The following is a 16,237-nucleotide window of genomic DNA, read 5'->3' on the forward strand; positions in this document are numbered from 1 at the left end:
GAAGGAAGGCGGCCATTGTGCCTGATCGACGGACCGGACGAAGCGAGACAAGACAGGCCTGCGGCAAGCCCGACTCCCCGCGCCCGTGACGCTGCCTGCGCGCGCCGCCCCGCGCCGACCGGCACCTCCGCGCCGCTTTGGAAAATCAAACCAACCGACCGGTCGGTTGGTTTATACTGCGCCCTACGGACAAACTTCGCACGAGAGCGCCCGCCATGTACACGCAATCCCTCGACATTCCCGGCAACGTCGCACCGCTCGATGCCGGCGCCGGCTCGCCCGAGCAGGCCCACTTCGACGCCACGATCGCGGCCGACGGAAAAATCGAGCCACAGGACTGGATGCCCGACGCCTATCGCAAAACACTCGTGCGCCAGATCTCACAGCACGCGCACTCCGAGATCGTCGGCATGCTGCCCGAGGGCAACTGGATCACCCGCGCGCCCAGCCTCAAGCGCAAGGCAATCCTGCTGGCCAAGGTGCAGGACGAAGGCGGCCACGGCCTTTATCTCTATAGCGCCGCGGAAACGCTCGGCGTTTCGCGCGACCAGTTGATCGACGCACTGCACGCCGGCAAGGCCAAGTACTCGAGCATCTTCAATTACCCGACGCCCACCTGGGCCGACGTCGGCGTGATCGGCTGGCTCGTCGACGGCGCGGCGATCATGAACCAGATTCCGCTGTGCCGCTGCTCGTACGGTCCCTACGCGCGCGCCATGATCCGCATCTGCAAGGAAGAGTCGTTTCACCAGCGGCAAGGCTTCGACGCCCTCCTCGCCATGATGAAAGGCACCGAGGCGCAGCGCGAGTTGGTGCAACAGGCGGTGAACCGCTGGTGGTGGCCGGTCCTGATGATGTTCGGCCCGAGCGATGCCGATTCGATCCACAGCAACCAGTCGACGAAATGGGGCATCAAGCGCATTTCGAACGACGATCTGCGGCAGAAATTCGTCGATGCCACGGTCGAACAGGCCAAGGTTCTCGGCGTCACACTGCCCGACTCCGATCTGCGCTGGAACGAAGCGCGCGGCCACTATGACTACGGCGTGATCGACTGGGACGAGTTCTGGCGCGTCGTGAACGGCGACGGCCCGTGCAACCGCGAGCGGCTCGCCACCCGCGTCAAGGCACACGACGATGGCGCCTGGGTGCGCGAAGCCGCCATCGCTCACGCAGAAAAATACGCCTGCGCGCCGCCCAGCAAGCCGCCTGACGCCCACGCCGGCCGCCCGCACAAATCGCTTCACAGCGCCGCGGGCCCAGGAACTACACGGCACAACGGCACAAAACCAGGCCGAACGAACGATCAGCAAGAGACTCCAGGAGATTCACGATGAACAAGGAATGGCCCATCTGGGAAGTGTTCGTGCGCAGCAAGCAAGGGCTCGATCACAAGCATTGCGGCAGCCTGCACGCGGCGGACGCGTCGATGGCGCTGCGCATGGCCCGCGACGTCTACACGCGGCGCCAGGAAGGCGTGAGCATCTGGGTGGTGCCGTCGTCGGCGATCACCGCGTCGGACCCGAACGAGAAGGACGCGCTCTTCGAGCCTGCGGGCGACAAGATCTATCGTCACCCGACGTTCTACACGCTGCCCGACGAAGTCAACCACATGTAACGCGCACCATGACGCCCACGCAAGATCACCTCACCTACGTGCTGCGCCTCGCGGACACGGCGCTGATTCTCGGCCAGCGCAACGCCGAGTGGTGCGGCCACGGCCCGGTGCTCGAAGAGGACATCGCGCTCACCAACATGAGCCTCGACCTCATCGGCCAGGCGCGGCTGCTGTACACGCACGCGGCCACGCTGGAAGCCGCGCTGAACGGACGCTCGCGCACCGAAGACGATTACGCGTACTTCCGCGCCGAGCGCGAATTCGCCAACTACACGCTCGTCGAGCTGCCGCACTACGGCCCGCTCGCCGGCACGGCGCACGCGGAGAAGGACTACGCCGTCACGATCGTGCGCAATTTCCTGTATGCGACGCTAATGGCGCATCTCTGGACCGCGCTCACGGCGTCGTCCGACGAGGTGCTCGCCGCTATCGCCGCGAAGTCGCTCAAGGAAACGCGCTACCACCTGCATCACGCGCGCGATTGGCTGATCCGGTTCGGCGACGGCACAGCCGAATCGCATCGTCGCGCCCAGGCCGCGCTCGACTATCTGATGCCTTACACGCGCGAGCTGTTCGCGTCGGACGCCGTGGAAGACGCGATCGTCGCGGCAGGCATCGGTCCGAAAACGGCCGACCTCGAAGCCGCCTGGAATGAAGACATCCGCGCCGCGTTCGAAGAAGCCACGCTCGCGCTGCCGGTGCCGGTCAAGCACGTGACCACCGGCAAGCACGGCGAGCACTCCGAGCACATGGGCTATTTGCTCGCCGAGATGCAGAGCCTCGCGCGGCAACATCCCGGCGCGACGTGGTAGCCGTCCACCCGCGTCCCGATCACCAAGGCACTTGCGGAACTCAGCAATGACCACAGCTGCAGACACGTCCCGCGCGAGCACCGATTCGAGCGCCGAATCGATGCTCGAACGCGCCTGGGCCGCGCTCGAAGGGGTGCCGGATCCCGAGATCCCGGTCGTATCGATCCGCGAACTGGGCATTCTGCGCGACGTGCGCCGCGCCGCGGACGGCGTGCTCGAAGTCGTCATTACGCCGACGTACTCGGGCTGCCCCGCGATGGCGCAGATCGCGGAAGACATCGCTCACGCGCTCGAAGTCACAGGTCTTGGGCCCTGCCGGATCGAAACCGTACTGGCGCCTGCCTGGACCACTGACTGGATCACCGCCGAAGCGCGCGAAAAGCTGCGTACGTACGGCATCGCACCGCCCACCGGGCAGTGCGGCGGCGATGCCGCGACAGTCGCGGGTCAGAAGACCGCCACCGAAAAAGCGTTGCGCTTCGTGCCGCCTGCTGCGCTCGCGTCGCCTGCGTGCCCGCACTGCGGGTCGCTGCATACCGAGCGTCTCTCGCAATTCGGCTCCACGGCGTGCAAGGCGCTGTACCGCTGCCTCGATTGCCGCGAACCCTTCGACTATTTCAAACCCTATTGACTATGGCCACCCCGGAATTTCACCCGCTGCGCATCCGCGAAGTCCGGCCCGAGACCGCCGACGCCGTCTCAGTCGCGTTCGACGTGCCGCCCGAGCTGCGCGAAGCGTACCGTTTCACGCAAGGGCAATTCGTCACGCTCAAGGCCCACATCGACGGCGAAGAGACGCGCCGCTCGTATTCGATCTGCGTCGGCGTCACCGACTACGATCGCGACGGCGAATTGCGCATCGGCATCAAGCGCGTGCGCGGCGGCCGTTTCTCGAACTTTGCCTTCGACACGCTGCAACCCGGCCACACGATCGACGTGATGACGCCCGACGGCCGCTTCTTCACGCATCTGAACGCCGAGAACGGCAAGCAATACGTGGCGTTCGCCGGCGGCTCCGGCATTACGCCAGTGCTCGCCATCGTCAAGACGACGCTCGAAGCGGAGCCGCGCAGCACGTTTGCGCTGGTCTACGGCAATCGCAGCGTCGATTCGATCATGTTCGCCGAGACGCTCGAAGACCTGAAGAACCGGTTCATGAACCGGTTCGCGCTCTACCACGTGCTCTCCGACGATCTGCAGGAAGTCGAGCTTTTCAACGGCGTGCTCGACGAGGCCAAGTGCGCCGCGTTTCTTGAAACGCTGCTCCCGGCGAACAGCATCGACGAAGCGTTCATCTGCGGCCCCGCGCCGATGATGGACGCCGCCGAGCGCGCGTTGCGCGACGCCGGCCTTGCGCAGGAAAAGATCCATGTGGAACGCTTCGGCTCGCCGCTGCCCCAGGCCGGTGTGCCGCCCGTCGAGATTACCGGGAACACGCCCGCCGCCGACCTCGAAATCGTGCTCGACGGCAAGACGCGCCGGCTGCGTCTGCCGTACGAAGGCGTAAGTCTGCTCGACGTCGGCCTGCGCGCGGGGCTTGCGCTGCCCTACGCGTGCAAAGGCGGCGTTTGCTGCACCTGCCGCGCGAAGGTGCTGGAAGGCGAGGTGAAAATGGACCGCAACTACACGCTCGAAGAGCAGGAAATTCGCGACGGCTTCGTGCTGACGTGCCAGTGCCATCCGGTCAGCGAGCGCGTGGTGGTGAGCTACGACGAGCGCTAGAGCGGCTGGAACGCCGCGCACGATCCGCTTACACTAAGGCCGCTCGCGCGCCCGGTACGCTGGCGCGCGAGCGGCCTTTGCTACGTCATCGCCCGTCGCCGGGCTTGATCGCTTCGCTGTAGACAACCCGACCAGAACAACAACCATGGCCCGCACCCGCGCTCCCGATCACGATACTCAACGCGATCAGATTCTCGAACTCGCAGCCGGCAAGTTCGCGCAGACGAGCTATCCGAGCACGTCGATGGCCGACCTCGCGGCGGCAAGCGGAACCTCCAAGGCGCGGCTCTACCACTACTACGAGAGCAAGGAAGCCATCCTCTTCGACCTGCTCGACCGCTACACCAAGCGGCTGATGCTGATCATCGCGGAGGTGGAGGGCGCAAGCCAGCGGCGCGGCCTCGACGAGCGCGAAACCTTCGCCGAGTTGGTCCGCGCCTTTCTCGCCGAGTACGAGACGTCGCATAGCCGACACGTGGCGCTCCTCAACGACGTCAAATATCTGGAGGATGCGCAGCGCGAAATCATCCTGAACCGCCAGCGCGACGTGGTCGCGGCGTTCGCGCGGCAACTGTCGCGGGCCTATCCCGAACGGGTCACCCGCGAAAACCAGACGGCGCTCACGATGATGGTGTTCGGCATGATCAACTGGACGTTTACCTGGCTGAAGCCGGGCGGGCGCATGGGCTATCGCGATTTCGCGGAACAGGTGGTCGCGGTGATAGACCACGGTCTCATCAGCGCCTGAGCCGCCTGATTTTGCAAAGCAGCATGGGTGCGACGCTTTGTCCGTCGGCATGCCACAACAGTGTCATGCGCGAAGCATCAACAAAAAATCACATAAAAACAACAACTTAAAATTAGCGCCAAATTGCACTAGAGCGCGGACTCAGCCGGGAATCGGGGTTTTCCCTAGTTATTGGCACCCTTCTCCGATAGAATTCGTGTCGCGCCGCATCACGCGGTTGACGAACAGGAAGGAGAACCCGCCATGAACACGCCCACCGCCCTTACCGACGAGCCGATCGAAACGGTCGATCGCCTGTTGCCGGCCGGTCGCGCGCCTGCGCTGGTGCGGGAATTGACCTCCCTCGACCGTGAGCGGTTGCTCGGTCACTTTCTCGCGCTCGGCGAAGACGACCGGCTCCTGCGTTTCGGCCAGGTCGTTCCCGACCACGTGATCGAAAACTACGTTCGCACGCTCGACTTCTCGCGCGACACCGTGTTCGGCGTGTTCGACCAGCAGTTGCAGCTGGTGGGTGTCGGTCACCTCGCCTACCTGCCCGCCGAAGGCGACAAGCGCACAGCCGAGTTCGGCGTGTCCGTGACCGAAAGCGCGCGCGGCCAGGGCATCGGCACGCGCTTGTTCGAGCGCGCGGCCATCCGCAGCCGCAATACCCACGTCACCACGCTCTACATGCACTGCCTGTCGCGCAACAGCACGATGATGCACATCGCCAAGAAGGCCGGCATGAAGATCGAGTACGCCTACGGCGAAGCCGACGCCTACCTCACGCTGCCGCCTGCGGACCAGACGAGCATCATCGCGGAAATGCTTCAGGAACAAGCCGCGGCATTCGATTACGCGCTGAAGCGCCAGGCGCGTCAGGCATCGAAGATCATCGAGTCGATCCTGCCGCACGCTATCGCGGCTTGAGCGAACGCATCGCAGCGCGTGGCGCCGCGATGGCGCCTGTCGTAATGGCAACGACAAACGACGAAGGGCGGCCTTGGCCGCCCTTCTGCTTTTCTGCCCCCTTGCCGGCCTCGATGCCTTTGGCCGCAGCGCCTCACCCGAACATCCCCATTCCTCACCCTGCGCTTCAAGGAATCGGCAACGCCGTGGTCTCTTTGAACGTTTCCAGCGAAAAGCTCGTCTTCACGTCGATCACCGACGGATGATGCAGCAGTTGCTCCTGCATGAAGCGCGAGAAATGCGCCATGTCTTCCACCTGCACGCGCAGTAGATAGTCCATGTCGCCCGTCATCGCGTGGCACGCCACCACTTCGGGCCACGCCTGTACCGCCGCTCGAAACAGTTCCGCGTGGGTCGCGCCGGCGCGCGCCGGTGAACCCGGGCCGCCGGCTGCCGGCATCGACGGTAGCGGGCCGCCTCGCTTCTCCAGCCGCACGCTCACGTACGCAAGCAGATCGAGCCCGAGCTTCTGTGGCGCGAGCAACGCAACGTAGCCACGAATCACGCCGCTTTCCTCGAGCCGGCGAATGCGCCGCAGGCAAGGGCTAGGCGACAGATTCACCCGCTCGGCGATCTCCTGGTTCGAGAGTCGCCCGTTCTCCTGGAGGATGGCGAGAATCCGTCGGTCGATCGCATCAATCTCGATTTTGGTCATTTTCTGCCATATAAGCTGGAATGGGTGGCAATAAATAGCTCGATCGTATTCACTCACAACCCAAATCGCAAGTTTTCGTCTCACCGTCGCGGATAAACTTTTCGCTCATACCGGCCTACGGCCCATCAGCCAAACAGCACCCGCAATCAGGAGAGAGACATGCAGGTTCCCGTCTGGGAGAATCCCGTCGGCACCGACGGCTTCGAGTTCATCGAATACACCGCCCCCGACCCGAAAGCACTCGGCCAGCTGTTCGAGCGCATGGGCTTCACCGCCGTGGCGCGCCACCGCCACAAGGACGTCACGCTCTACCGCCAGGGCGACATCAACTTCATCGTCAACGCCGAGCCGGATTCGTTCGCGCAACGCTTCGCGCGCCTGCACGGCCCGTCTATCTGCGCCATCGCCTTCCGTGTGCAGGACGCCGCGAAGGCCTACCGCCACGCGCTGGAACGCGGTGCCTGGGGCTTCGACAACAAGACCGGCCCAATGGAGCTCAACATTCCGGCCATCAAGGGTATCGGCGACTCGCTCATCTACTTCGTCGACCGCTGGCGCGGCAAGAACGGCGCGGCGCCGGGCAGCATCGGCGACATCAGCATCTACGACGTCGACTTCGAGCCGATTGCGGGCGCGAACCCGAACCCTGCCGGCCACGGCCTCACCTACATCGACCACCTGACCCACAACGTCCACCGCGGACGCATGCGCGAATGGGCCGAGTTCTACGAGCGCCTCTTCAACTTCCGCGAGATCCGCTACTTCGACATCGAGGGCAAGGTGACGGGCGTGAAGTCGAAGGCCATGACGTCGCCGTGCGGCAAGATCCGCATTCCGATCAACGAGGAAGGCTCGGAGACCGCAGGCCAGATCCAGGAGTATCTGGACGCCTACCACGGCGAGGGCATCCAGCACATTGCGCTCGGCACCAACGACATCTATGGCACCGTCGACGGCTTGCGCGCCTCGAACATCGCGCTGCTCGACACGCCGGCCACTTACTACGAACTGGTCGATCGCCGCATTCCCGGCCATGGCGAACCGCTCGATGAACTGAAGAAGCGGAAGATTCTCCTGGACGGCGCACCGGACGACCTGCTGCTGCAGATCTTCACCGAAAACCAGATCGGCCCGATCTTCTTCGAGATCATCCAGCGCAAGGGCAATCAGGGCTTTGGCGAGGGCAACTTCAAGGCGCTGTTCGAATCGATCGAACTCGACCAGATTCGCCGCGGCGTGGTGCAAGACAAGGCGTAAGCGTCGGGCCGCGCCCGGCACAGCCGGGTAGCGGCATAACGCGCGCACAAAAAAGGGCGAGGATCCGCAGATCTTCGCCCTTTGCTCCTTTGGAACCGCCGCGTCCTGACAGGCCGCGGCACTAAAACGGACGATGCCGTATCGCGCTACCCGCTATCTGCCTTCAGGTAGAGGCAAGCGGCGCGCGACGTCGCATCACGATTGCTCGCTCTCGTCGCTGGACTGAGCGGATGCGCCAAAGCGACGCGTACCGACCTGAGCCGGCGCACAGCGGGTTGTCATACGGGCGGTTGCATTGGCAAACGCATTGTTGCCGCCCTCGTTGCTGGATGCGTTCGAACGCAGCGGCGCGCTCATGGCGAAAAATGCGGCCGAGACCATCAGGAAGGTCTGGATGTTTCGATGGTTCATGCGTACTCCTTTTTCTGAACTACCTGCGCGGGAGGTGCCCCACAACGTGCGGGGGAACAGGACGCGGTCCGCACAGGTGGGGGATTAGACCGGCTTTTCAAGAGCGGTTCCCATCCGGAGCAGGCTTTTACAGGCCGTTACATCGCGATTCATTCGGACACATCGCCTGTCATACGCAGGCCACAATGGGCGCGACGATTCGCACCGCAATCACAGCCGAAAGGCCGCTGCAATCGGGATTTCTGGCTTCCTGCGGCGGGTTTTCACCAGTGCTACCATCGCGAAAAAGACGCCAATATGGCGACCCCGGCCGAAGCATTCACGAGATGCCGAGGCACAGCAGTTCTGGCGATCCAAACGGATTGGTAGATGGAGGAGTACACATAATGAATGCCCCGCTAGACGCAGGTCAGCGAGCGTCGCTCGAAGCCGCGCTAACGTCCGTCACACTCGACGACAAATACACCCTCGAACGCGGCCGCGCGTACATGAGCGGCATCCAGGCGCTGGTTCGCCTGCCGATGCTCCAGCAGGAACGCGACAAGACGGCCGGTCTCAATACAGCAGGGTTCATCTCCGGATATCGCGGCTCGCCGCTCGGCGGCCTCGATCAGTCGCTCTGGAAGGCAAAGCAGCATCTCGCCGCGCACCAGATCGTGTTCCAGCCGGGCGTCAACGAAGACCTCGCCGCCACCGCCGTGTGGGGCTCGCAGCAGGTCAACCTGTACCCCAGCGCGAAGTACGACGGCGTGTTTTCCATGTGGTACGGCAAAGGCCCCGGCGTGGACCGTTGTGGCGACGTCTTCAAGCACGGCAACTCGGCCGGCTCGTCGCGTCACGGTGGCGTGCTCGTGCTGGCCGGTGACGATCACGCCGCCAAGTCGTCCACGCTCGCGCATCAATCCGAGCACATCTTCAAGGCGTGCGGCCTGCCGGTGCTGTTCCCCTCGAACGTTCAGGAATATCTCGACTTCGGTCTGCACGGCTGGGCCATGAGCCGCTACTCGGGTCTCTGGGTCGCAATGAAGTGCGTGACGGACGTGGTGGAGTCGTCGGCGTCGGTGGAGATCGATCCGCATCGCGTGAATATCGTGCTGCCTGGCGACTTCGCGATGCCCGAAGGCGGTCTCAACATCCGCTGGCCCGATCCGCCGCTCGTGCAGGAAGCCCGGCTGCTCGACTACAAGTGGTACGCGGCGCTCGCCTACGTGCGCGCCAACAAACTGGACCGCGTCGAGATCGAATCGCCCAATGCGCGCTTCGGCATCATCACCGGCGGCAAGGCGTATCTCGACGTGCGGCAGGCGCTCACCGACCTCGGGCTCGACGACGCCACCTGCGCGCGCATCGGCATTCGCCTGTACAAGGTGGGCTGCGTGTGGCCGCTCGAAGCGCAGGGCGCGCAGGCGTTCGCACGCGGGCTCGAAGAGATTCTGGTGGTGGAAGAGAAGCGCCAGATTCTCGAATACGCCATCAAGGAAGAGCTGTACAACTGGCCCGACGCCCAGCGTCCGCGCGTCTACGGCAAGTTCGACGAGAAGGGCGGCGCCGGCGGCGAATGGTCGGTGCCGATGGGCAACTGGCTCCTGCCCGCGCACTACGAACTTTCGCCCGCCATCATCGCCAAGGCCATCGCCACGCGGCTCGACAAGTTCGACCTGCCCGCCGAGGTGCGCGCGCGCATCGCCACCCGCATCGCGGTAATCGAAGCGAAGGAGAAAGCGCTCGCCAAGCCGCGCGTGCAGGTGGAACGCAAGCCCTGGTTCTGCTCGGGCTGCCCGCACAACACGTCGACCAACGTGCCCGAAGGTTCGCGCGCCATGGCCGGCATCGGCTGCCACTACATGACTGTGTGGATGGACCGCAGCACGAGCACCTTCAGCCAGATGGGCGGCGAAGGCGTGGCGTGGGTCGGCCAGGCACCGTTCACGAACGACCAGCACGTGTTCGCGAATCTGGGCGACGGCACCTACTTCCACTCCGGCCTGATCGCGATTCGCCAGGCGATCGCGTCGAAGGCGAACATCACCTACAAGATTCTCTACAACGACGCGGTCGCGATGACGGGCGGCCAGCCCGTGGACGGCGTGCTCACCGTGCCGCAGATCACGCACCAGCTCGCCGCCGAAGGCGCGAAGAAGATCGTGATCGTCACCGACGAGCCGCAGAAATACGAAGGCCACCCCGGCACGCTGCTCGCGCCGGGCGTGACGATCCATCATCGCGACCAGCTTGACGCCATTCAGCGCGAACTGCGCGAGATCGCCGGCACGACGATCCTGATCTACGACCAGACCTGCGCCACCGAAAAGCGCCGCCGCCGCAAGCGCGGCGCGTACCCCGATCCGGCACGCCGCGTCGTCATCAACGAAGCGGTGTGCGAAGGCTGCGGCGACTGTTCGGTGCAGTCGAACTGCCTTTCCGTCGAGCCGCTCGAAACCGAGTTCGGCACGAAGCGCCAGATCAACCAGTCCACCTGCAACAAGGACTTCTCGTGTCTGAAGGGCTTCTGCCCGAGCTTCGTTTCCGTGGAAGGCGACCAGGTGCGCAAGCCGGCCGTGGCGGGCGTGAAGAACGACGCCATGCCGCCCGTGCCTGCGCCGCAAACGCCCGACATCGCGCAACCCTACGGCGTGCTGGTCACGGGCGTGGGCGGCACCGGCGTGGTGACGATCGGCGCGCTGCTCGGCATGGCTGCGCACCTGGAGAACAAGGGCGTGACGGTGCTCGACGTCACGGGTCTCGCGCAGAAAGGCGGCGCCGTGATGAGCCACGTGCAGATCGCCAACCGCCCCGACGACATCCACGCAACCCGCATCGCGATGGGTGAAGCGAGCCTCGTGATCGGCTGCGACGAGATCGTGACCGCCAGCGACGAGTGCATCTCGCGCATGCAAAACGGCAGCACGCGCGTGGTGCTCAACAGCGCGGCAACACCGACCGCTGAGTTCATCAAGAACCCGAACTGGCGCTTTCCGGGCTCGAGCACGGAAGCGGACGTCCGCGCCGCCGCGGGCGAAGACGGCGTCGCGGTGGTGGATGCGAACCACTATGCGGTGGCCCTGCTGGGTGATGCCATCTACACGAATCCGTTCATGCTGGGCTTTGCGTGGCAGCGCGGGTGGCTGCCGCTCACGCACGAGTCGCTGATTCGCGCCATCGAACTGAACGGCGTGCAGGTCGAGAAGAATCGCGCCGCCTTCGAATGGGGCCGCCTCGCCGCGCACGATCTGGCGACGGTGCGCAAGCTGGCGGGCGAGACAGCGGCAGATGCGTCGGCGGCCAAGGTCGTCACGCTGCACACGCCGAAGTCGCTCGACACGCTGATCGAACGCCGTACCGCGTTCCTCACCGCCTACCAGAACGCCGCTTACGCCGCGCGCTATCGCCGGCTCGTGGACGAAGTGCGCGCCGCGGAAACCACGCTCGACGCGGGCGACGCGCAGATGCCGCTCACCGAGGCCGTCGCGAAGAACCTGCACAAGCTGATGGCCTACAAGGACGAGTACGAGGTCGCACGCCTCTACGCCGACCCCGCGTTCGTCGAGAAGCTGAAGCAAAACTTCGAGGGCGACTGGAAGCTCAACTTCTACCTCGCGCCGCCGTCGTTCTCGAAGAAGGACGCTTCGGGTCATCTCGTGAAGAAGCAGTACGGACCGTGGGTGCTGCCCGCCATGCGCATGCTCGCGAAGCTGCGCGTACTGCGCGGCACGGCGCTCGATCCGTTCGGCCGCACGGAAGAACGCCGCACGGAACGCGCGTTGATCGGCGAATACGAGGCGCTTGTGTGCGAACTGCTGCGCGGGCTGAATGCGCAGAACCGTGCACTCGCCGTGGAACTGGCCAGCCTGCCCGACGGCATTCGTGGCTACGGTCACGTGAAGGAGCACAACCTCAAGGCCGTGCGCACGAAATGGGCGACGCTGCTCGCGAAGTGGCGCGCGCCGCAGGGTGGTGACGCGCGGCACGCGGCTTAAGCGGCACGGCACACCGCAGCCGCTGTTGAACCGCTGTTGCACTGTAAGCGTCGCGCTTTTACGGCGTATCAGCAAAAAAAAGGCGCCCCGTGAAAAACGGGGCGCCCTTTTCATTTGCTTCTTTCGGTCGTGCGAGGTCGTTTCATCAAGGCTCGCGAACCTCGCGAGCCCCGCGCCGACAACGCACGCCGGCGTGTTACCGCGCTGCCTGCTGCGCCTTGCCGACAGCGGCCTTGGCCGACGCCACCGCAGTCATGTTGATGATCCGGCGCACGGTCGCGGCCGGCGTCAGGATGTGCACGGGCCGGTTCGCACCCAGCAGGAACGGCCCCACCGTCACGCCTTCGCCGCCAATCATCTTCAGCAGGTTGTACGTGATGTTCGCGGCTTCCACGTTCGGCATGATGAGCAGGTTCGCCTCGCCGGTGAGCGTCGTGCCCGGGAACGCCTGCTTGCGGATGACTTCGGAGAGCGCCGCGTCACCGTGCATTTCGCCGTCCACCTCCAGTTGCGGCGCCCGCGCGGCGATCAGCTGACGCGCCTTCGCCATACGCTGCGACGACGCCGACGGAATGCTGCCGAAGTTCGAGTTCGAGAGCAGCGCGACCTTCGGCACGATGCCGAACTTTTCGATCTCGCGCGCAGCGAGGATCGTCATGTCGGCGAGCTGTTCCGCGCTCGGCACTTCGTTCACGTAGGTGTCGCAGATGAAGAGGTTGCGGCCCGGCAGCATCAGCAGGTTCATCGCGGCGAAGTTCTCGGCGTCCGTCGCCTTGCCCAGCACCTGGTCGATGTACTTGAGGTGGCTGTCGAAGCTGTCGATCAGGCCGCAGATCATGCCGTCCGCGTCGCCGAGGCGCACCAGCATCGCGCCGATCAGCGTGTTGAACTTGCGCAGCGCAGCCTTGGCGCCTTCGGGCGTCACGCCGTCGCGCGCGCCGATCTCGTGGTAGGCCTGCCAGCACTGCTGGTAGCGCGGATCGTCTTCCGGATTCACGATCTCGAAGTCCTGGCCGGCCTTGAGCTTCGAGCCCATCTTCTGCAGGCGCATCTCCACCACGGCCGGACGGCCGACGATGATCGGCTTCGCGATCTTCTCGGTCAGCGCGAATTGCGCGGCGCGCAACACGCGCTCGTCCTCGCCCTCGGAGAACACGATGCGCGCCTGGCTCGCCTTCGCAGCGGCGAACACGGGGCGCATCACCATGCCCGTGCGGTAGACGGTGGTGCCCAATTCCTCGCGGTAGGCATCCATGTCGGCGATGGGACGCGTCGCCACGCCCGAATCCATCGCGGCCTGTGCCACGGCCGGCGCGATCTTGATGATGAGGCGCGGATCGAACGGCTTCGGAATCAGGTACTCCGGACCGAATTCGAGCGAGTGGCCTTCGTAGGCCTTCGCCACTTCGTCGCCCTGATCGGTCTCTTCGGCCAGTTCCGCGATGGCGCGCACGCACGCCAGCTTCATCTCTTCGGTGATGGTCGTGGCGCCCACGTCCAGCGCACCGCGGAAGATGAACGGGAAGCACAGCACGTTGTTGACCTGGTTCGGATAGTCCGAACGGCCCGTCGCGATGATCGCGTCCGGGCGCACCTTCTTCGCTTCTTCGGGGCGGATTTCCGGCTCGGGGTTCGCGAGCGCGAGAATCAGCGGCTGGTTCGCCATGTCCTTGACCATCTCCGGCTTCAGCACGCCGGCGCTCGAACAGCCGAGGAACACGTCGGCCGACTTGATGGCGTCGGCCAGCGTGCGCGCGTCCGTGGTAGCCGCGTAGCGCGCCTTGGACGGGTCGAGGTTGCCGCGCCCTTCGTAGATCACGCCCTTCGAGTCCGCCACCAGCACGTTCTTCTTCGAAAGACCGAGCTTCACGAGCAGGTCCAGGCACGCAATGGCCGCCGCACCCGCGCCCGAGCACACCAGCTTCACTTCGTCGAGCTTCTTGCCTACCACCTTGAGCCCGTTCAGGATCGCGGCGGACGCGATGATGGCCGTGCCGTGCTGGTCATCGTGGAAGACGGGGATCTTCATGCGCTCGCGCAGCTTCTGCTCGATGTAGAAGCACTCGGGCGCCTTGATGTCTTCGAGGTTGATGCCGCCCAGCGTCGGTTCCAGCATCGCGATGGCCTCAACGAGCTTGTCCGGGTCGGACTCGGAAAGTTCGATGTCGAACACGTCGATGCCGGCGAACTTCTTGAAGAGGCAGCCCTTGCCTTCCATCACCGGCTTCGCGGCGAGCGGTCCGATGTTGCCAAGACCCAGCACGGCCGTGCCGTTCGTGATCACGCCCACCAGATTGCCGCGCGAGGTGTACTTCTGCGCGTCGAGCGGATCGGCGTGGATCGCCTCGCACGCGGCCGCGACACCCGGCGAGTACGCGAGCGAGAGGTCCAGCTGGTTGGACAGCGGCTTCGTCGGCGTGACGGAGATCTTGCCGGGCTTCGGATTCTGGTGGTATGCGAGAGCGCTTTGCTTCAGTTGTTCGTCCATGTTTGACCTGACAGGCATTTTGAATTGGAACCGGCATCACGCGGCGCGTGCGTCTTCGTGGGCGATCGAAGGGTAGATCGATGGCGGCGGTTCTTGCCTGCGCCGGTTAGGCGGGACAACGAACCTCGACGCAAAACAAGGCACCGGGGATTTCAACGGGGCAGTTAGTGTACACCCCGCACGTTGAGCGACGAGGCCCTGCCCAAGCCCCGCAGACGAAGCGCCGCAGCCTTCCGCATGCTGCGGCGCGGCATCCTGCGCACTCGCGCGCGCTCACTCCAGCGCAGCGCCCCGGCGTTCGGGAATCAGGAAAAGCGTGGCGAGAATGTCGAGCACGTAGATGGACGCGAGTACGCCGAGCGCAGCCGTGAACGAATAGCGCGCCGCGAGCGCGCCCACTGTCACGGGACCGAAGCCGCCCACCGCGCGGCCGATGTTGAACAGCACGTTCTGGGCGGTGGCGCGCGCCTCGGTGGGGTACAGCTCGGAAATCAGCGCCCCATAGCCGCCGATCATCCCGTTCACGAACGCGCCCATCACCATGCCGCCGACAAGCAGCGCGAACGGCGTCGCAAGCTGCGAGTAGACGAACACCATCACCACGGCGCCAGCCTGATAGAACAGGAACGCGGGCTTGCGGCCGAAGCGGTCCGCGGCCACGCCGAAGAGCCAGATGCCCGCGGCCATGCCGGCCACCGTCGCCGCGGTCCAGAGGCCGGACTTCGTGAGCGAATAGCCGAACGCTTTCGAGAGATAGCCGGGCAGCCAGATCATGAGCCCGTAGTAACCGAAGTTCTGCACCGAGCAGAGGATCACCACGCCGAGGCTCGTGCGGGCGGTGCGGGCGTCGGCGACGAGACGCCGGATCGGTGCGCGTGGCGCCGAGGCAGCGTCATGTCCGGCACATTCGGCACATTCGGCACCTTTGGCACGTTGAGCATCTTTGGCACGTGCCGCGCGCTCGGTGAAGAGCAGCGGTTCCTCGACACGTCGGCGCACGAAGAACGACACCAGGGCGGGCAACAGGCCGACGGCGAACATCCCGCGCCAGCCGATCACAGGCAAGAGCAGTGGCGTGAGCAGCGCCGCGGCCAGCACGCCAAGCTGCCAGCCCAGCCCCACATACGACGACACGCGCGCCCGCTGTGCGGCAGGCCAGGCCTCGGCGACCAGCGTCATGCCGATACCGAACTCGCCGCCGAGGCCAATGCCGGCCATCGTCCGGTAGACGAGCAGGTCCGCGTAGCCTTGCGCGAGCGCGCACAGCCCCGTGAAGACAGCGAACACGAGGATCGTCCATGCGAGCACGCGCACGCGGCCAAAGTGATCGCCCAGCATGCCGAAGATCACGCCGCCCGCCACTGCGCCTACGAGCGTCCACGTGACAAGCGAGCCGGCCTGGGTCGAACTCAGGTGCAGATCCATGGCGATGGCGGGCAGCATGAAGCCGAGGATCAGCAGGTCGAAGCCGTCCATGGCGTAGCCGAGCACCGAGGCAAGCAGCGCGCGGCCCGCGTAGCCGCGCCGCTGCACGGTTTCGGGAGGAGAGGAAACAGCGTTCATGTTGGCGCGCTCGCGGCGTTCGTTAGAGGGCTTGGCGG

At 65.0% G+C, this 16,237-nt stretch carries 12 protein-coding genes and 1 pseudogene; 9 read left to right on the top strand and 4 right to left on the bottom strand.

The features are described from left to right. Positions 1 to 215: 215 nt before the first annotated feature. The 7 genes and pseudogenes from paaA (at position 216) to PXJ20_RS01185 (ending at position 5,809) form a co-directional block, all read left to right on the top strand. Positions 216 to 1,213, top strand: a pseudogene (gene paaA / locus PXJ20_RS01155) (1,2-phenylacetyl-CoA epoxidase subunit PaaA). A gap of 120 nt (positions 1,214 to 1,333) precedes the next feature. Next, on the top strand, positions 1,334 to 1,618 hold the full coding sequence (paaB, locus tag PXJ20_RS01160; RefSeq protein WP_017772033.1) for a 1,2-phenylacetyl-CoA epoxidase subunit PaaB: 285 nt from the start codon (positions 1,334 to 1,336) through the stop codon (positions 1,616 to 1,618). 8 nt (positions 1,619 to 1,626) lie between these two features. After that, on the top strand, positions 1,627 to 2,430 hold the full coding sequence (gene paaC / locus PXJ20_RS01165; protein ID WP_421029974.1) for a 1,2-phenylacetyl-CoA epoxidase subunit PaaC: 804 nt from the start codon (positions 1,627 to 1,629) through the stop codon (positions 2,428 to 2,430). 46 nt (positions 2,431 to 2,476) lie between these two features. Next, positions 2,477 to 3,061, top strand: a complete 585-nt coding sequence (gene paaD / locus PXJ20_RS01170; protein ID WP_421029975.1) for a 1,2-phenylacetyl-CoA epoxidase subunit PaaD — start codon at positions 2,477 to 2,479, stop codon at positions 3,059 to 3,061. A gap of 2 nt (positions 3,062 to 3,063) precedes the next feature. Next, a complete protein-coding gene (gene paaE, locus PXJ20_RS01175) occupies positions 3,064 to 4,152 on the top strand; it encodes a 1,2-phenylacetyl-CoA epoxidase subunit PaaE (RefSeq protein ID WP_413212650.1) in 1,089 nt (362 codons plus the stop codon). Positions 4,153 to 4,297: 145 nt separating this feature from the next. Then, entirely contained in the window at positions 4,298 to 4,900 is a 603-nt protein-coding gene (locus PXJ20_RS01180; RefSeq protein WP_126878193.1) for a TetR/AcrR family transcriptional regulator, read from the top strand. Positions 4,901 to 5,143: 243 nt separating this feature from the next. Next, complete coding sequence (locus PXJ20_RS01185; RefSeq protein WP_421029976.1) at positions 5,144 to 5,809, top strand: GNAT family N-acetyltransferase; 666 nt, start codon at positions 5,144 to 5,146, stop codon at positions 5,807 to 5,809. A gap of 166 nt (positions 5,810 to 5,975) precedes the next feature. On the opposite strand, the gene PXJ20_RS01190 is transcribed toward PXJ20_RS01185, so the two are convergent. Further along, positions 5,976 to 6,503: an Lrp/AsnC family transcriptional regulator gene (locus tag PXJ20_RS01190; protein WP_017772039.1), complete on the bottom strand. Its 528-nt coding sequence runs from the start codon at positions 6,501 to 6,503 to the stop codon at positions 5,976 to 5,978. Between the two features lie 159 nt (positions 6,504 to 6,662). Between PXJ20_RS01190 and hppD the strand changes: the two genes are divergently transcribed. Further along, on the top strand, positions 6,663 to 7,760 hold the full coding sequence (hppD, locus tag PXJ20_RS01195) for a 4-hydroxyphenylpyruvate dioxygenase (protein WP_017772040.1): 1,098 nt from the start codon (positions 6,663 to 6,665) through the stop codon (positions 7,758 to 7,760). A gap of 195 nt (positions 7,761 to 7,955) precedes the next feature. On the opposite strand, the gene PXJ20_RS01200 is transcribed toward hppD, so the two are convergent. Continuing rightward, positions 7,956 to 8,171, bottom strand: a complete 216-nt coding sequence (locus PXJ20_RS01200) for a hypothetical protein (RefSeq protein WP_017772041.1) — start codon at positions 8,169 to 8,171, stop codon at positions 7,956 to 7,958. A gap of 386 nt (positions 8,172 to 8,557) precedes the next feature. Here PXJ20_RS01200 and PXJ20_RS01205 point away from each other — a divergent pair, with 386 nt between their 5' ends. Further along, the gene (locus PXJ20_RS01205; protein ID WP_421029977.1) at positions 8,558 to 12,148 is read left to right on the top strand and encodes an indolepyruvate ferredoxin oxidoreductase family protein; all 3,591 of its coding nucleotides are present in this window, start codon (positions 8,558 to 8,560) and stop codon (positions 12,146 to 12,148) included. A gap of 196 nt (positions 12,149 to 12,344) precedes the next feature. Here PXJ20_RS01205 and PXJ20_RS01210 read toward each other — a convergent pair whose 3' ends face one another. Both PXJ20_RS01210 and PXJ20_RS01215 read right to left on the bottom strand, forming a co-directional pair. Next, complete coding sequence (locus PXJ20_RS01210) at positions 12,345 to 14,636, bottom strand: NADP-dependent malic enzyme (protein ID WP_421029978.1); 2,292 nt, start codon at positions 14,634 to 14,636, stop codon at positions 12,345 to 12,347. Positions 14,637 to 14,909: 273 nt separating this feature from the next. After that, entirely contained in the window at positions 14,910 to 16,199 is a 1,290-nt protein-coding gene (locus tag PXJ20_RS01215; protein WP_421029979.1) for an MFS transporter, read from the bottom strand. Between the last annotated feature and the right edge of the window lie 38 nt (positions 16,200 to 16,237).

Origin of the sequence: Paraburkholderia sp. A1RI_3L, assembly GCF_048957895.1 — a bacterium.
GTDB lineage: Bacteria > Pseudomonadota > Gammaproteobacteria > Burkholderiales > Burkholderiaceae > Paraburkholderia > Paraburkholderia kururiensis.